Genomic DNA, 17,509 nt, shown 5'->3' on the forward strand with positions numbered 1-17,509 from the left:
ATTTTGTTGTGTAACGCGCGAGTGTTACACAACAAACTTTGGTTGAACGACACTGAAAAAAGGCGCAAGCGCTGGTGCTTCGGGAGGTTTCAAAATGGTCGAGCCGAGTCTATATGCGCAAAAACGACTGGCGTGGGCTCGACGAATGGATTTTGGCCGCCCGGTTACTGCCTTCCTGATCAATGCACATTTTGCGAGCTGCTGCTGCGTCGCCAATAGCTACGGACATGTGCGGCGAACGCCAAATGGCAGGTTTGCGGATGGTCACCTGATCCAGACCAGCGACATACAACAAATAACTGAATGGAGCGATTTTTGGGCGATCTATACCCGCTCTGGTAGCTACTACATCGTCGTGACCTTCAGCCCCAATGGCGGCCGGGCCTCGTTGAGTCAGTTGATCAAGACGGTCGTGAAAGGTTTCCACTTTACCCCTAGGGGTATCCATTAGAGGAAGGGCTTTCGGACCGTGACGGCAGCGATAAAGCTATGTTGCTGAGTGATCAAATTCTTGAGCCGCTCCTCCTATCACAGGGATCGCCATGACCGACTTGCCTGAGGATGATGATAAAAGGTTGAAGCGGCAGGCGTTCAATCAATTGATTGCTCTAAAGGCCGAAAATCAAGTGAGAAAGCGAAAGGCGCTGGCAGCCTGGCAGGCTCAATATCATTCCCTTGATGACGAGGCGCGGGCTCGCGTGGATGAGGAGCTACGTAAAAAATGCGATGAAATCGCCGCGCAATTCGGGAAACCTCAGCGTTATCGCAAGCCTTAACCGGTCTCCTTTTTTTGGCTATTTTTTAACGCCTGTCTGGCCCGCTATAACGACAGAATGCACATAGCACCGAACGGGGCTGATGAGCGTACGGCGGAGAAACCGTTGATCAAAGCCCTTGCGTCATAAGCCTTGTTTAAAGGGCAATGTGCAAAATTTGCACGTTGATAACGGTCCAACGCAGGTTGGCCAATACGTCGGTTTACAGCTGTGTGATATTCACCCTCTGATTTAAACGGGGCGCAGTGAATGCTGGTGCGCAATCCGTGGGCTTGACCGCTGCTCCCATCGCGCTTTTTGATGCGCAACAGTGGATTCGAACCGCAGTGCGCATAATCGAGGATGAGCTAAATGGTGGAACTCTATGACCGGGCAAAGCTGCTGGAGGAAGTCTGGTCCGAACCGGTGCAGGCGGTCGCGCCGCGCTACGGCCTGTCTGACGTCGGGCTGAAAAAGCTCTGCTCACGCCTGCAAATCCCTACGCCGCCACGGGGTCATTGGGCTAAGGTTAAGGCCGGTAAGCGCGTGTCCCCCCGCCCCAAGCTGTGCGAATACACCGGCCATCCCGGTTATTTGTATCGCACTGCCGCACCTCCCTCTGCTCAGGATCCGGCCACTGAAGTCGTCGACCGCCGACTTCAGCGCGTGCTGACCTTTGAGCGCCAGCCGGAAAACCAGATTGTGGTACCGGAGCGCATCAAGGTGTGGCATCCGGTGGTGGCTGCTGCTGCTCGCGAGGCATTGGTGCGACCGATCATTGATCAGCGCGGAATGCCGCAGACGCGCGGCAACGGGCTGAATATTTCAGTTTCTCCCGCGTTACAGAGTCGCGCACTGAAAGTGGCGGACACGCTGCTAAAAGCCTTGGAGAAGCGGGGATATACCGTTCAACAAGGGCAGCACCGCGTTGAGATTCTGATGTTTGGCCATGCCCTGCATTTACGGTTGTTTGAAGCGTCACTGCGCTCCGCATATGTACCCACAGCCAAGGAGCTAGCAGCCCAGGCTAAGGGGGAATGGAGCTATTGGGCGAAATGGCAGTTCACCCCCTCCGGTAGGCTGCAAGTTCTGGTAAGTGAAGGTTACGGAGGGAAAATTTTTGACTCAGACAGCCGGTCAGTGGAGTTGCAGCTCAATAAACTGGTTGAGTTAATGGCCACCCGAGCAGTGGAGTTTTTAGTCCGCAATGAACGTCAAGCTATTGAAGACGCCGAGCGCCAGCGAGTTCGTGACATCGCGTTGGAACGCAAACGCCGGCAAGACGCGGAAAAACAGCGGCTAGCGAAACTCGAAGGCGATGCGCAGAACTGGCGGCGGGCGCAGGCAATTCGTGAGTACCTCAATGAGCTGGAACACAGCGCCGAGCGGCACGAGCTATCGGCGGAGCAAACCGAACTGCTCCATTGGGGACACGCCAAAGCCGACTGGATTGATCCTCTCAAACCGGATGTGGTCGACCTATTAGACGAAGAAATTTTGATTCCTCGATAGCTACTGCGATGCTGAGCGTTTTGTCGGAGGGTAACGATCCAATTGCATCGAGGGGCCCTCAGCGTAAGCGTCCGGCGAACTCACCTTCCGAACTCCAGTTTTAAGGACAATGGTATCCGCAACGTCTTTGCCGAGGGGGAGCTGTTCCGTGAAGCAGTGTGTGCAAAATTTGCACATGCTGCCTAACAGTACGCAGAACACACTTGGGTATCAGATCGGCATGCAGATGATCTTGCACCTCCCGCTTGTTTCCTTCGCGAAGCGGTCGCATTTCCCCAATCTTTCATCCGAAAGACACATCGACCTACATTTCCGTACCATACGAGTCTCGCCGGAGGATCATGGCTTCCAGACGCTTTAGGCACTATCCTCTCTACGCTGCCAGATGAGGCCCGCCGCCTCTTATCCCACGAAGGATTGGTCGTATGCCCCTGATACTGTCGCACAAGCATGTCATCGCTTCTCTCAAAGCTTTGGACGATGACATCAAAGCACATCCAGACCAGCTTACCCCGCTTGAACCAGCAATCGTCCAGCGAGCACGAGATCTGGTGCGCGGAGTTGAGATTGACCTCGAAGCCCCTCTTCGCGAAGAGGATGAGTGAGCGATTGGCGCGGGGCATAGGTCACCCCTCGATTGGGAGCAGTCGTTCCTCGATCAGATGTGAGCCCTGATTGCGCACGTTACCCACCTATGTGCTCATTCAGCAGCCGACTCTAACTCAGTTCGATTGCGACAGGGCTTCTCACGACATTGAGTGGGGGTAAGCGGCTTTCGTGCTTAACGAAGTACGAATTGATGGCTAATGCCTCGTACCAAAACAAACGGCCATTCTGCATATGGTCCGCCTCAGGTTCTGATAACGGAAAAAACGCGATCATCATTTTTTCCGTCTCTCCTTGCGGCCAGCGCCAAGCAGCCGAATGCCCGTCGTAACGGTCGTCCCAAAATATGCCGGCTGACGATGCAAATTGAGCCATGCGGGCTTTAAAGTTTTTTGTTTGCCCGATGTATTGCACCGTCGGCTCCTCTGGAGTGGGCATCGTGCCAGTGGGGGCCCAAGCAACACAGTAAATACCCGCCGCATTTCTGATGCTGGCCAGGCTCGGATTGATCGCGTGAGAACGAGCGCCTCGACCTGGCCAGAAACACTCCTCGACGTCTGTCCATGGAAACCAGCGATTCGCGTGTGGGATGAGATCAAATAGGTCTGAAGGCATGCCGGGCTTCCACAGTGTCTGGTAATGATTTTGGCGGGTGGAGTTCGAGGTTTATTCGCAGCAATTTTTTGTAAGGGTATCGATAGGCCACTATAGTACGCAGGCGGGATAGGGTGGCGCATAAACTGTGTCGGTCCTGTTTGCCGTCCAGCTCAGCCAGGAAGGTTGAGAGCCAAGGAAGCAGGTGATTGAGCCAGTTAATGATTGCTGATATTGAAAGATTTCTGAGGTCGAACCCCGGTGCGATGGCAAAGGAAATCGCTCGTCATCTCGGTACGCAGAAGTCAGTGGTGAACCCACTGCTCTACCGACACTCCGCGATTTTTTTGCCGGACGGCAAGAGCTGCTGGTTCTTAGTGAATCCAGAGCGGATGACGATCTCTCTAAAAAACGCGTGGGTCGATAGTGCATCCTTTGAAGAGACGCTAGCGGTTGCCGGGTCGCCGTTAGATTTCGTCTGCTCGGTCGTCGAGTTTGTGGTGCCCAAGGGCTGCAAAATCATGATTGATGCAGCTGCGCGTATCTTGGCGTTGTGCAATCAGTTGGTGCTGTTGAAAAAATCGGTAGCGATTGATTTCAGCGCCTGCAAGACAACAATGACCTACTTTAATCGTCTCGGTTTCTTTGATCACCTGGACGATCAAGTCAACGTGCTCCCCGACAGACCCAAGTGGTCCGCTGCACAAGTACACCATGGCAACAATGATGGTGTTGTTGAACTGGCAGCGATTGATCATCGATTACCGGACGAGACTATCCCTAAACGTCTGAAGAACAGTCTCGTCAGCTGCGCCGGGGAGCGTTACTCGCAATCCGCATTCACCGTCATTTCTGAGTTATTTGGCAATGTGCGGGACCACGCGCAGTCGCTAATCCCAGGCTTTGCCGCGCTTCAACACTATCCGAAAGGCGGAAAAATCCAGACGGTAATTTCTGACAGCGGGATTGGTATCGTGGGGAGTCTTCAGCCGGTTCTCGAACAGAAATACCCAAGTATTTTTCGGCAACTGGATTTTTCGAAGCCTGAAGCGGGTCCTGAGTTGGTGTTGCGTGTGTTTGAGCAGGGGCAGATTTCCAGCTCCAGTGATGATGGACGCGGTTTAGGCCTCAAGCGCAGTGGCGAGGTCGCGGCAGATTACAACGCGACCATTTCTATCCGACAACAGAATTTCGAACTGACGATGGTTTACTCGCAAGGCAAGCTTACGAGTGACTATCGTGTAGGCATTCCGACTCTCCACGGAACCCATATCTGTTTCGAATTCTTGATTGACAGCTAGATGACTCTGGTTAAACTCAAAAAATGAATCAGAAAACTTATATCGTCAACCTCGGTGATCTCACCGACGATGACCATCCCTTTGGCAATGTCCAGGGGAAAGCCGCCTTCCGAAAGCTCCTTGATGTTGTTGAGGCCCATCCCCAGTACGTCATTTTTGGTATCTCACTCGCCGACATTGAGGCGACGGACGCCTCGTTTCCGAGAGAGAGTGTGGTGGCTGTCGCCAAGCATTTTAAAGGGGAACGTGGTTTTTTTCTGATGGATGTCAACAGCCGGGACCTGCTCGACAACTGGAATTATGCAGCCCGCGCGAAAGACCAGCCTTTGACCGTCTGGGTTGGGGACGATTTTGAGGTCATCGGCCCCGAGATCAGCTCGTCAGCGAAAGAACTGTTGGATTGCGTACTTTCCAAGCGTTCCGTCACTGCCGCGAAGGTGGCAGAAACACTCGATATTTCGGTCCCTAATGCCAGTACCAAATTAAAGAAGCTGCTGGATCAGGGGTACATTCTCAGAGCAGAGGAAGCCGCTGAGTCAGGTGGCATCGAGTATGTGTACCATGCCATAGGTGCTTCTGCTTAAACAGCTTTACATATCCAGTTTTGCGGCGTAGTCTTCCTTACGACGCCAGGGGACTGCTTTGACACCTGGTTAAACTGGATCAATTAATCAGATTGGTGATCGATATGGCTACAAACCCTCCAGCAGGTGATGGGCATCGCAATGGCGCTGTTCGAGACCGTTCTCAAACCCAAACCCCGTCGGGTCACTGGGTGAAGCGAGATACGGAAACTGGTCAGTTTATGGATATAAAAACCTCGGACAAAACGCCATTCAAAGGCGTCCGCAAAGAGAAATAAGGAGTACTGAAAATGAGTGCAAAATTTGAGATTTTCTTGGGCTCCAATCGGCAGTATTACTTCCGCCTCAAGGCGCCGAATGGCGAAAAAATTCTCGCCAGTGAGGGGTACACGACTAAAGCCAACTGCCAGAACGGCATTCAGTCCGTCAAAGCACATGCTCCCTACGACGTTTATTACAAGAAGCATGGGTCTACGAACGGACAGTACTATTTCACGCTGAACGCCAGTAATGGCCAAGTGATCGGTACGAGCGAAACCTACACTACATCCCAGGCTCGTGATGGCGGGATTGCAGCGGTCAAGGCCTACGCCCCAACTGCTCCGACTGTAGACCTGGCCTAAACCGTAGGGTTACCGTTTCCAGCCCCTTCTTCTAGGGGCTGTTTTGTCTAGTGAAAATGGCATTTCCAACTGATGCGGGAGCAGCATTTTTGCCCTTGCGTCTGACCAAGGACTGATTCGACATGTACGGCTTGGCGTCGACTCTAGGCTTAGATTGGCTGTGCAAGTAATGGCCTAGTGATATGTTCGCACGAACAGTATCGATCTGATCAGCCATTCAATGAGTATCAGTGGGTATACGCTATATCTTGCGCTTACCCTACAGGGAGGTGGCGATGAGCCTACATGAACAGCAAGCACGCTTCAGGCGACTGCTCTCCGAGCATGCTGCATGGCGTTTGCTGCATGCAGAAAATGCTCCCATCATCCTCGCCTTTATTAACGACTTATTTATCCAAGACAGCGAAGTTTTATTTGGTAAGGCGCGTGTGGCGTTGGAGGCTGAGCTGCGGGCCTGGCAGGAGGTTTATGGCCTACATGACAACGCTGGCACCTATCTGCGGCAGTGGATTCAAGCTGGTTGGCTGCGAGAGTTGGATGACAAGCTCACTCGGACCGATGCCTTCGAGCTGGCATTACGTTTTGCCCTGGGTTTGGATCAGCGAGATAGCAATGCTACAGCTTCACACCTACGTATTGTGCAGGACGCTGTCCGAGATCTGGCTGTCGCCCTCAGCCCAAACGCGGAGGAGCGAATCGCTCTGCTAAATGCCCAGCGTCAGGAACTCGACCTAGAGATTGATCGCTTGCGAATGGGTGAAGTACCGGAACTGGGCGCGCCAGAGCAGCGTGAGCGTATCCGGGGGCTGTATCAGTTAACGTCAGTGCTCACTGGTGATTTTCGCAGGTTGGAAGATGAGATTCGTCAACTCGATCAGCGCATGCGTATCCGCATGATCGAATCGGAGTCTGGGCGCGGTGAGGTGGTGAAGGCGCTGATAGAGCATGAAGGTGAGCTGCTCCAGACCGATGCCGGGCAAGCCTTCGACGGCTTCTATCAGTTGCTCTGTGATCAGAATCGAATCATTGAGTTCCGTGAGCAAATCCGCTCGATCTTGGCACGTCCCGCATCTCAGTATCTGAAGTCAGACGAATTGCGTTACCTATCCCATCTGGTGCGCGAGTTGGGTAAGGAAAGTGAGCGGGTATTCCAGGTCCGGCGCCGGACCGAGGAGAGCCTGAGAGCTTTTGTGGAAAGCGGCGTTCAGCAAGAGCGCCGTGCGGTCGAACGGCTGCTTCGCCAACTGGAGCGGCTGGCGGTGAATTTCAAGGAACAGGAGCTGAGCCTGCGCGAGCCGGTGGCTGTGGATCTCCCCACGGGCAGTCTGCGTGTGCGTTCTCCGTCCAGTATTCACCTACGACTACCTGAAGAGCGCCTAGATACCCGGCATGTGGCGGCAAATACCAACAGTCACGTTGCCAGTCTCGGTATGCTGGATCACCTCAACACGGTCAAGGTGCTGGAAGTGGCCCAGGATGTGAAGCAGTTGCTCGCTGAGCACGGTCCGATGACGGTGGCGAGCATCGTCAGTCACCGCCCTATTACCGGAGGGTTGGAAGAGCTGGTGGCGCATGTGCGGATCGCCAAAGCAGTCAGCGCTGTGGTGTTGGAACACCCAGAAAGTCTGGTGGTAGTGGATCGGACCGGCAATGGGATTCGGGCCAACATTCCCTCTTTGCTGATGTCCGCCGAGCAGTTTCCAACGGATTTGGAGGAACTCGCCTTATGAATGAGGAAGAGCAGCATTCCCAACAGGCCCCTGCCCTGTTTGACCAGTATCGAACGAATCGCCCTGAAACGCCGTCTCTCAGCGGCGAGGTGGAGACGTTTGAGGAAGCCCCGGTTGAGCCGCCCGTCGTTGGGGGGGCTGAAGTCGGCATGCCACTAGAAGCCCGGCGCGCCCTGGTGCTCTTACTCCGCCAAGGTGTGGTGATGGCCGATAGCAAACGTCTGGCGTTCGAAGCGTTGTGCCGGCACGAGGGCCTGATTGCAGAGCACTTGGGCAACATGTTCATGCGCATGTTGCTGGACATGAAGGCCGGCATTGCCATCTTGCTCCAGCAGGAGGTGGCAGAGCAGGATGAGGAGGCTGACGAAGCGTCACGCCTAATCAACAAACGCACGCTCAGCCTCTATGACACGCTGCTGTTGCTGGTGCTGCGCAAGTACTACCAGGAGCGAGAAACAGCGGGCGAACAGAAAATCATCATCGATATCGAGCGGATCGAAGCATTGATGACACCCTTTTTGCCGCTGACCTACAGCTCCCGTTCCGAGCGGAGGACACTCAACGGATCGCTCGCCTTGTTGAAAGATAAGCGTCTCATCAGTGCGGTTCGTGGGGATGACGAGCGGTTTGAGATCACCTCGGTGATCCGCTATGTCGTCAATGCCGATTTTCTTGAACGTCTGTTGAAAGAGTACGAACGCCTAGCTGGTGATGCGGGCGTCAAAACGGGCGAAGAGGTGCAGGATGCTTGAGGCAAGCGAGGTAAGTCTGAGTGAGTTGTTCAGCACTGGTCAGATCCGTCTAGCCGAGCTGTCGGTATACAACTGGGGCTCCTTCCATGGCCTGCATTCCGCGAAGATAGACCCCGAGGGCACCCTCATTACCGGTGACAACGGTGCCGGTAAGTCGACACTCATTGATGGGTTGATGGCGCTACTGCTGCCCTCCAGCAAGGCGTCGTTCAACATCGCGGCTGCTCAAGGGGACCGTACGGATCGCACCTTGATGTCCTATGTGCGAGGAAACTATGGCAAGGCCCATGATGGCAACGAGACGGCTACCCTGCTGAAACGCTCAGGGGCGACCGCAACGGGGCTTCGGGCGCTGTACCAAGGGGACGATGGTTCGAAGGTCACCTTGGCGGCCTTGTTCTGGATTACCCAGGCCAGTAACTCGCTCAACGACCTCAAACGTCTTTTTGTGGTGGGCAAGCGCGATGTGCGCTTGGATGAGCTGTTGCATCTCTTCGGTGAGGGCAATGCCCGTGTGCTGAAGCAACACCTCAAAGAGGACCCGCTGGTCGAGGCATTCGATTCGTTTACCGAGTATCAAGAGACCTATGTGCGGCTCCTGCGCATGGAGAACCGTAACGCTCCCGCCCTGCTCTCCCGGGCGCTGGGTTTGAAGAAGATTGATGACCTCACCAGCTTGATTCGAGATCTGGTCCTGGAGCCCAGTCAGGTCAAGGAGCATGCCCGGCTTGCGGTCAGTGAATTCGATGACTTGGTCAGCGTCCATGGCGAACTCGATGATGCTCGGCGCCAACGGGATGCGCTGATTGAGTTGCCAGAGACCAGCGAAGCGCTGAATCAGGCCAGGGAGGAGATGCGACGGATCTTAGCTGAGCTAGCCGGCCTGCCGGTCTACTTTGGCGAACAGTGTTCTCGACTGTGGGGGCTGCGCCTGAAGCAATATGAGGCGGAACTGTTTCAGTTGGCAGAGGAGATGACCCGCCTTGGCACTTTGGAGGAGCTAGCGACGGGACGGGTACAGGCGCTGTTCCATGCCTACCAGTCGCAAGGTGGTGAGCGACTGGAGGGACTGCGGAAAGACCTGAAAGCGGCGACGCAGGTGCATGATGACAGCGTGCGCGATGCGCGCCGGTATCAGATGGACGCACGAGTCCTTGGTTTGCCCGACACGCTGTCGCTCGACGTGTTCAAGCAAAACCAGGTGACAGCGCAAACGGAGTTGGCGGATATGCCGGCATTACGTCAGGCGCGCCAGGATCAGTTCGCCTCGTCGGCAGCGAACCTGTCCCGTGAGCAAACGCAGCTCAAGGAACTGGTAGGCGAGATCGAGGACATGGAGTCGCGACCTGACTCCAACATTGAACCTTCCTATCAGAAGCTTCGCGACCAACTGGTAGAGAGCTTGTCGCTTGATCCAGCGGAGGTTGTCTTCGTTGGCGAGTTGGTCGCTGTCCTGGAGGCGCATCGACCTTGGCAAGGCGCTATTGAACGGGCGCTGGGAGGGCTCCGCACCACGCTGCTGGTGCCTGATGAGCGATATCGCTTGGTAACCAAGTGGCTGAACACTCGCCACACGGGGCTCCATGTCAGGGTGCAGGTTGTTCGGCTGAATCAGCAGCCGCAGGTTGCTGAGTTTCTGCCAGATGGCTTTCTAAAAATGCTGGATTGGAAGCCGCACCCCTATCGTGATTGGCTGAAAAAGCACCTCTCGCGTTTCGACCTGCACTGTGTGGAATCGACTGAAATATTGGACCAGACCGACTTCTCAATGACCATCCAAGGCCTGGTTCACCTGGATAAAGGGCGATTTGAGAAGAAGGACCAGCAGCGCATTGATAACCCGCGTTTCTGGTGTTTGGGATTCAGTAACAAGGGGCGTCTAGCTGCGTTAAGAAAGGATCGTGTTGAACTGGAGGCAGAGGTCAAAAAGTTGGCCCAGCTGACAGCGGATTCGCGCTCGGCCATGGACGATCTTGAAAAGCACACACGGGTGTGGGAACGCATTGTTCAGTTCACTTGGGCGACAGTGGATGTCCAGTCAGCTCAAGATCGGATGCAGTCGCTGAAAACGGATCTAGAGGCGCTTGAGCAGCCTGATAGCGAGCTGGGGGTGGCAAAGGCGCGGTGGGAGCAGGCTGGAGCTGAGCTTAAAGAGATTCATGAGCAGAAGAGTACAGTCAGTAAAAGGATTGGTGGGCTGGATAGCAAGGTAGCTCAGGCGAACCAACAGCTGGACCAAGCTTTCGAGCAGGCTAAGATTGGGTTGACGGATGAAGTCCGCGAGTTGCTCCTACTGCGTGTTAGGCAGCTACATCTTGAGGACTTGGATGGGGTTGCAGAGCTTGAAGGTCGCCATCGCTCAGAACTGGAAGACGGGCGAAAGAGAATCCAAACTCGTGAGGTTAGGGCTTCCGCTAAGGCGAGCGGGATCGTCTCCGATTTCAAGGCGAAATGGCCGCTTATCGCCAATGATTGGCTCGCAGGCGTCGATGGTCTGGCGGAGTATCTCGATCACCTGACCCACTTGGTACAGGAGGGGCTGCCAGACTTGGTGGAGCGTTTCCGAGAGCGCTTGAACCGCAACGCAACTCAGTCGCTAGCCCGGATCAGCCAAACGATTCAAGCCGAGCGTGAGGACATCCAAGACCGAATCGAGACGATCAACGATGTCCTGGAGCGCACAGAGTTCAAGCAGGGAACCTACCTTCGTCTTGGAAGCCGGGCAGAACTCTTCGAACACGTAAAAGCGTTCAATGGCCAGTTGATGCGCGTGCTGGGGCGAGCCGGAAGTGATGATCATGACGGTCGTTTTGTTGAGTTGAAGGAATTGATCGAGAAACTGGAGAAAGCCACTAATCCTGCGACCTCGGGCAACTTAGAGAGTCTGCGACTGTTGGACTCGCGCTATCAACTGTCCTTCTATGCCGAGGAGGTTGAGAAAGGCAGCAAAAAGGTACGTGATGTGCTGGAGTCTTCCAGCGGAAAATCAGGCGGGGAAAAGGAATCGTTTGCCGGGACCATCGTAGCTGCCAGCTTGGCTTACGTACTGACGCCTGATGGCAGCGACCGCCCGCTCTACTGCACCGTATTCCTGGATGAGGCATTCTCCAACACCGCCGAAGCGGTAAGCCGCCGGGTGCTCAAGGTCTTCCGAGAACTGAAGATCCACGTGAATCTGATTACTCCGTACAAGAACCTCAACCTTGCACGTGAATCGGCGCGCTCGCTGTTGATCGCAGAGCGTGACCAGGACAGGCATGAAAGCAGGCTTTGCGAGGTCACGTGGGAGGAGATTGATAATCAACTGGCGCGTCATGAACAGCAAGGGCTACAAAAGTCGGCCAGCTCACTAGGAATCGAAGTGGAGCCAGCTCTGTGAGAGATTGGGGACGACTTCCCGATGACGTTGTTGAGGAAATGCGCCGACTGGAGTGGGATCACACAGGCCGGCTGCGGGAACGACTCTTGGGCACGCGACCTTTTCCCATTCCTTGCCTGTTGAAGCCGCCTACCGGTAGTCAGGCGCTTGAGGATCTTGACCATTTCCATGGCTATATCGCGGCCTGGCGGAAATGGCCCTGGCCGCATCAAGTGGCATGGGTGACGAAGCGTTTTCGGCAACTAGGTGAATGCGAGATCCCGATCAGGTTAGAGATCGAATCAACGCAAGCTCTCATCGCTGCGCTTGGGGCCGAGGCTGTTGAAAGGAGCAGGGGGTGGGCGGAGCGAATGGAGCCGTTGCTTTCGTTGGACAAAGCACTGTTCAACACCCTCATCAAGCTGCTTGCAGAGCTTGAGAAGCTCTCTATGGTGGAGATCCATTTGCTGATCCGCCTGTTGCCACAACTCCAGTGCGGAATGGGTCAGGGTCGATACTTGCGAGCCTTGCCACTCCAGAAGGTGGACACCAAGTTCGTGGAGCTAAACGAAAGCCTAATCACCGCTTTGCTGGATGCGATCCACGACCAGGAGGTTTCGGCTCATGGCGGATTAGAGGCTTGGCTGGACTGTCGAGCCAGGCCATCTAACTGGCTTTACGTCAAACCACTTTGCCCGGAAGTGAAAGGTCGCTTTGCGGGGCTTGATCTAGTGCGACTGTCCTTTGAGCAACTTATTACCTATCCGTTGCCTGCTCAGAACGTACTGGTGGTTGAGAATCTACAGGCTGGTTATGGCCTTTCTGAGTTACCGGACACTATTGCGGTGTTCGGCGGAGGTGCAAACACCGCCTGGTTACAAGCCGACTGGTTGAAGAGCAAGCGCATAGGTTACTGGGGGGATCTCGATACGTGGGGGTTGAAATTCCTATCCGATGCCCGGCTGAAGCAGCACCATGTTGAAGCTGTGATGATGGATCGCGAGACGCTGATCGCCCACGTTGAGCGAGGGGTATACGAAGAGCTACCAGCTGAGCTACCGGAGTACGGTTTGACCCCTGCCGAGCAGACCCTGTTTGATGAGCTTCGCTCTAGTCGATTTGGAGTTGGCCGACTGGAGCAGGAGAGGTTGTCTCAGGATTTTGTCGAGCAGTCCCTGGCTTGCTGGCTCGGGTTCTCCAGGATTGTTCCGAAGACTTGAGGTTTGTCAGAAAAAGCTTTTCTGAATGGAATGCGCTTTTAGGCTGGAGTTTCCAATCAATCAGAGTTCACACGATTGGCTCATCCGAATTCAGTCTGTCGTTTGACGGCCTCTGAACCGATACTTTATAGCTGGGGTATCGCTACGGCCAGTCTGGGACTGGCACGTAGCACATGCACGGATCAATCAAAGAAAGCCTCAAATGTTTGGTTGGCTTTCTGGCGAATTTCATCCGTGAAATAGGGAGTTAAGGCTACTGCCGCAGCCACTAGCACCCCCAAATCATCGCTATAGCCAACGACCGGGGCGACGTCAGGAATGAGATCAATCGGGCATACAAAATATGTCAGCGCACTGGCGCCAATCGCTTTGACTTTCATCGGGGTCTTCTCATCAATCGTGATGTAGTAGATCTCAAGCGCTTTCTGAACAACCTCACGCCCAGCTTTTTTTGCATACTTGGTCACTTTCTTCCAGAAGCTGTCTTGGCTGAAATCATCCGAGCTAAATTCGGCTGTGGTCATTTTTGCGGCTCCTACGAGGTTAGGTAAGCCATGGCAGCAGGATCTGCTCATGGTGAGAAAATAATTGATCAAAGAGTCTTAACCCGTCAAGTGGGTTAGAATGTATTTTTGTGGTTGTTAGTGTTTATTTGAGTTACAACCATTGCGTGCTATGCTGCCGCGACTGAACGGCTAGGAGACGGTTATGAGCCTTCCAATTAAGAGCGCGACGTATGCGTCGGTCATCGGGGCAGTACTGAGCGAAGAGCGCGAACGACGCGTAATGACCCAAGCGTCGGTTGCCGCTATTGCCGGTCTGACCCAATCAACGTGGGGAAGGATGGAACTCGGCAGAGCATGCACCTTAGAAAATTTGGGTAGGGCTTCTGTGGCACTTAATATCAAGCTTTGGGAGCTGATGAAGGTTGTCGATGACAGAGTCGCTGGTTTGGAGAAGCAAGGTATCCAGGTTGTGTATGAACTACCTTCAGAGGAGGAGATCAAGGCAAACTTGGATCAATGGGTGACAGGCAGCAGCCAGATATCAAAGCTCTCATTGATTGGATTAGGAGCGCTTTCTGGGATCGCCATAGGGGGAGTCAGCTCTTACATTTCGTCCATATTCAAGAAATGAAGCCTGCTCGTCGTGCCTGCCGCGCCTTAGGTATTCGTCTTTCTAGCGCCTAGGCAGATTGATGCTTGCCTGGGCATGAGTTGCACTCTGCTCCGGCTGCTATGTCATGGTTGTTTGATCCGACCTTCCCCTGCTGATAGCCTGAACGAGACTAAAGCGATCTATCAATGGCTGAGGCTCCGAGGCGGTGACCGATTCCACGCTGGTGGCGAAATTACGTGCTGAAAATGCTCGACTGATAGCTTTGCTTGAAGCACATGGCATTGAGTGGCAGCTACCAGCTGAGCCTGTATGTGTACCAGTGGTGGGTAATCAGTCGCTAACCAGCCTTGATACTGGTAGCAAACTCGCCCTTTTCCGCAGCTTGTTCAAAGGCCGTATTGATACTTACCCGTTGCGCTGGGAAAGCAGAGGCGGCAAGTCTGGCTATGCACCTGCCTGCGCCAATGAATGGCGACCTGGAATCTGCGAGAAACCACGCATCAAGTGCAGTGATTGCGGGCAGCGCCAGCTCCTGTCGGTGAGCAATGATGTCATTTATCGTCACTTAGCCGGAGCCATTGTGGTCGGCGTCTATCCGTTGCTTTCGGATGATACGTGTCATTTCCTAGCTGTCGATTTCGATGAGGCTGATTGGCGAGAAGATGCACTGGCCTTTGTGCAAGCTGCTCGCTCTCTCGATGTCCCCGTAGCACTGGAAGTCTCGCGTTCTGGAAATGGGGCGCACGCGTGGATTTTCTTCCAAGACAAAGTGCCTGCGATTGATGCCCGCCGTCTAGGGGCCGCGATCATTAGCCATGCTTGCGAGCGCACCCGGCAACTGTCACTCAGTTCGTACGATAGGCTTTTTCCGAACCAGGACTACATGCCCAAGGGTGGGTTCGGTAACCTGATTGCGTTGCCGCTGCAAAAACGAGCTAGGGCTAACAATTGCAGTGTTTTTGTCGATGACTCACTGGAACCGTATCCTGATCAATGGGCGTTCCTAGCCTCTGTTCGACGGATGAGTTCAGAAAATATCCAGCCGGTTATAATTCAGGCTATGGGCAATCGCGATCCACTGGGTGTTGCTTTTGTCGACGAGCAGAATGAGGTCGAGCCTTGGAAGCAACCCGAGCCAATGTCCCGGTCGTTGACTTGCCCTTTGCCAGCGACCCTTAACGTTACGCTGGCAAACCTGCTTTACTTTGAAAAGTCGCAACTGCCTCAGCCTTTGGCCAACCAGCTAATCCGGCTCGCGGCTTTTCAAAATCCCGACTTTTACAAAGCGCAAGCCATGCGCCTGTCGGTCTGGAACAAACCCAGAGTCATTGGCTGCGCACAAAATTTTCCTCAGCATATTGGGATTCCCCGGGGCTGCTGGGATGCGGTACAGGACCTTTTAAAAGAGTACAAAATCACCCCGCAGTTACAGGATGAGCGCTTTGGGGGCGTTTCCCTCGACGTTCACTTTTTGGGTACTTTACGTCCAGATCAAGAGGCGGCGATCAGCGCTTTGATGCCACACGACACCGGGGTACTCTCTGCTCCTACGGCCTTTGGCAAAACAGTAACAGCTGCCGCGCTTATCGCCAGACGTGGAGTCAACACGCTGGTGCTGGTGCATCGCACAGAACTGCTTCGACAGTGGCAAGCGCGTTTACAAACCTTCTTGGGCGTAGGCAAAGAGGTCGTCGGCACGATAGGTGGTGGAAAGCCCAAGACAACTGGGCAGATCGATATTGCTGTGATGCAGTCACTTTCGCGGAAAGGTGAAATCAGCGATCTAATCAAAAATTACGGTCAGGTCATTGTCGATGAGTGCCATCACCTCTCGGCGGTGTCTTTTGAAGCATTGCTGAGGAGCGCCCCCGCGCGCTATGTGCTTGGGCTGACTGCTACACCCATCCGCCGAGATGGGCAGCAGCCAATCATTTTCATGCAGTGCGGTCCCATTCGGCATACTGCCGCTCGACCAGAAAGCGCTCCCCATGATTTGTCAGTCATTCCTCGAATGCTCTCAGGTCCGATCCCATTACCTGACGGTGCGGGGATACAGGACGTCTTCAAAACTCTTGCTGATGATACGGGGCGTACCGCGCTGATTGTTTCGGACGTTCGCTCCGCGTATGACCAAGGTAGAAAAGTGCTCGTGCTGACACAGCGTACCGAGCATGTAGATGTTCTAGAGCATGCACTGAAGGGGCATGTCGAAAACCTCTACACCCTCCATGGGCGAATGCCTAAAAAGCAGCGGTTAGCTCGGCTTTCAGAGCTTGAGTCCTTACCTGAAGACGCGCCTCGTGTGCTTCTTGCTACTGGCAAGTTGATTGGTGAGGGATTTGACCATCCTGCATTGGATACTCTCGTGCTGGCTATGCCCATTTCCTGGCGAGGAATTCTCCAGCAGTACACCGGTCGGTTACATCGAGCGCACACTGCAAAGACTGACGTACAAGTCATCGATTTTGTGGATGAGGGCAACGTCGCATTAAGGCGGATGTGGGAAAAGCGCAAAATGGGCTACAGGACGATGGGGTACCGGATGATGGATACCCTAGCTACCATGAAACTGCTCTAGGGTGGGGTACCTGATCCGCCGTCGTTGGTGTAGGCGTATGTTTCCGCATGCTTGAAGGCCTGCGGCTAAATGGTGGCTTGTAGCGAAACATGCTCCTGTCGTCCTTTGGGATGCGGGTCTTCGGCTCAGTCTGTACGTATCCCACTAGCGTGAAAGGGCTGGTTTTGAAACGACATTTAATCGGGCCAGGAAGCCGCAATACGACACGAATTTGGTTCCACGCGCGACATTTATGGCGCCCATGTTCCACGTGGAACCCCCATTTTCTTGGGGGGAACCATGACACTTAATGTGCCCATCGACAGCTGTCATTGCTGTATCGCTGGGTGATTTAAGCCCGGCAAAAAAAACCGGCCATGTGCCGGTTTTTTTTGAACACTTCAATTGTGTGTTCCACGTGGAACATTGCGTGGGCGTTTCAGATCTGGACAGTACTTGATCCAAATATCGAACAGGAGATAAAGCTCACGAACGGAGACACCTGACTTAGAGGGCCCGCTCAGGGATGACTGTATCGATGAAATTACACTCTCTGTTGGACGTGTCTCAAAATTGTTACGGGCTCGTAGACCGTCCGTCGATAGACTCACACAAGTCATATTCCTCAAGCATACTCAGACCGTCGAGCGATGCCGTCGAAGACATATCCTATTGTCCCGACGCACCCAATGGTCGCCGACGCAGTTCCCCGGATGCGACTGAAGTCGTGACGGATCAGCAGTCATCGGTTGTCCCGTGCGTCCCCGCTTTACGCATGGTTGATGTGAGAAATCCCAT

Annotated in this window: 15 protein-coding genes; 13 read left to right on the plus strand and 2 right to left on the minus strand. The window is 54.1% G+C overall.

Annotation, left to right across the window (positions count from 1 at the left end):
- The first annotated feature begins 94 nt into the window (after nucleotides 1-94).
- The 4 genes from ACWKWE_RS23350 (at nucleotide 95) to ACWKWE_RS23365 (ending at nucleotide 2,872) form a co-directional block, all read left to right on the plus strand.
- Nucleotides 95-451 (plus strand): hypothetical protein, encoded by a 357-nt coding sequence (locus tag ACWKWE_RS23350; protein ID WP_483851833.1) that lies wholly within the window; start codon nucleotides 95-97, stop codon nucleotides 449-451.
- Nucleotides 452-542: 91 nt separating this feature from the next.
- Nucleotides 543-776, plus strand: a complete 234-nt coding sequence (locus ACWKWE_RS23355) for a hypothetical protein (protein WP_483851834.1) — start codon at nucleotides 543-545, stop codon at nucleotides 774-776.
- Nucleotides 777-1,127: 351 nt separating this feature from the next.
- Nucleotides 1,128-2,267 (plus strand): hypothetical protein, encoded by a 1,140-nt coding sequence (locus ACWKWE_RS23360; protein ID WP_483851835.1) that lies wholly within the window; start codon nucleotides 1,128-1,130, stop codon nucleotides 2,265-2,267.
- Between the two features lie 425 nt (nucleotides 2,268-2,692).
- On the plus strand, nucleotides 2,693-2,872 hold the full coding sequence (locus ACWKWE_RS23365) for a type II toxin-antitoxin system PrlF family antitoxin (RefSeq protein ID WP_483851836.1): 180 nt from the start codon (nucleotides 2,693-2,695) through the stop codon (nucleotides 2,870-2,872).
- Between the two features lie 112 nt (nucleotides 2,873-2,984).
- Here ACWKWE_RS23365 and ACWKWE_RS23370 read toward each other — a convergent pair whose 3' ends face one another.
- A complete protein-coding gene (locus ACWKWE_RS23370; protein ID WP_483851837.1) occupies nucleotides 2,985-3,488 on the minus strand; it encodes a hypothetical protein in 504 nt (167 codons plus the stop codon).
- A gap of 188 nt (nucleotides 3,489-3,676) precedes the next feature.
- Between ACWKWE_RS23370 and ACWKWE_RS23375 the strand changes: the two genes are divergently transcribed.
- The 7 genes from ACWKWE_RS23375 (at nucleotide 3,677) to ACWKWE_RS23405 (ending at nucleotide 13,035) form a co-directional block, all read left to right on the plus strand.
- Nucleotides 3,677-4,768 carry an ATP-binding protein gene (locus tag ACWKWE_RS23375; protein ID WP_483851838.1) on the plus strand — a complete coding sequence of 364 codons (1,092 nt, stop codon included), beginning with the start codon at nucleotides 3,677-3,679 and terminating at the stop codon, nucleotides 4,766-4,768.
- Nucleotides 4,769-4,791: 23 nt separating this feature from the next.
- Entirely contained in the window at nucleotides 4,792-5,352 is a 561-nt protein-coding gene (locus ACWKWE_RS23380; RefSeq protein ID WP_483851839.1) for a DNA-binding protein, read from the plus strand.
- Nucleotides 5,353-5,642: 290 nt separating this feature from the next.
- The gene (locus ACWKWE_RS23385) at nucleotides 5,643-5,975 is read left to right on the plus strand and encodes a YegP family protein (protein ID WP_483851840.1); all 333 of its coding nucleotides are present in this window, start codon (nucleotides 5,643-5,645) and stop codon (nucleotides 5,973-5,975) included.
- Nucleotides 5,976-6,250: 275 nt separating this feature from the next.
- Nucleotides 6,251-7,705 carry a DUF3375 domain-containing protein gene (locus ACWKWE_RS23390; protein ID WP_483851841.1) on the plus strand — a complete coding sequence of 485 codons (1,455 nt, stop codon included), beginning with the start codon at nucleotides 6,251-6,253 and terminating at the stop codon, nucleotides 7,703-7,705.
- A complete protein-coding gene (locus tag ACWKWE_RS23395; RefSeq protein ID WP_483851842.1) occupies nucleotides 7,702-8,457 on the plus strand; it encodes a DUF4194 domain-containing protein in 756 nt (251 codons plus the stop codon). Before ACWKWE_RS23390 ends, ACWKWE_RS23395 begins: the two co-directional genes overlap by 4 nt.
- Nucleotides 8,450-11,836 carry an ATP-binding protein gene (locus ACWKWE_RS23400; RefSeq protein WP_483851843.1) on the plus strand — a complete coding sequence of 1,129 codons (3,387 nt, stop codon included), beginning with the start codon at nucleotides 8,450-8,452 and terminating at the stop codon, nucleotides 11,834-11,836. The genes ACWKWE_RS23395 and ACWKWE_RS23400 overlap by 8 nt, the downstream gene beginning before the upstream one ends.
- Nucleotides 11,833-13,035, plus strand: a complete 1,203-nt coding sequence (locus ACWKWE_RS23405) for a DUF3322 domain-containing protein (protein WP_483851844.1) — start codon at nucleotides 11,833-11,835, stop codon at nucleotides 13,033-13,035. Before ACWKWE_RS23400 ends, ACWKWE_RS23405 begins: the two co-directional genes overlap by 4 nt.
- A 182-nt stretch (nucleotides 13,036-13,217) precedes the next feature.
- Here ACWKWE_RS23405 and ACWKWE_RS23410 read toward each other — a convergent pair whose 3' ends face one another.
- Complete coding sequence (locus ACWKWE_RS23410) at nucleotides 13,218-13,559, minus strand: YkvA family protein (RefSeq protein ID WP_267819898.1); 342 nt, start codon at nucleotides 13,557-13,559, stop codon at nucleotides 13,218-13,220.
- A gap of 184 nt (nucleotides 13,560-13,743) precedes the next feature.
- On the opposite strand from ACWKWE_RS23410, the gene ACWKWE_RS23415 reads away from it, so the two are divergent.
- A complete protein-coding gene (locus ACWKWE_RS23415) occupies nucleotides 13,744-14,172 on the plus strand; it encodes a helix-turn-helix domain-containing protein (protein WP_323115015.1) in 429 nt (142 codons plus the stop codon).
- A gap of 187 nt (nucleotides 14,173-14,359) precedes the next feature.
- The gene (locus ACWKWE_RS23420) at nucleotides 14,360-16,732 is read left to right on the plus strand and encodes a TOTE conflict system archaeo-eukaryotic primase domain-containing protein (protein WP_483851845.1); all 2,373 of its coding nucleotides are present in this window, start codon (nucleotides 14,360-14,362) and stop codon (nucleotides 16,730-16,732) included.
- The last annotated feature ends 777 nt before the right edge of the window (nucleotides 16,733-17,509 follow it).

This window comes from Pseudomonas salicis (assembly GCF_057128705.1).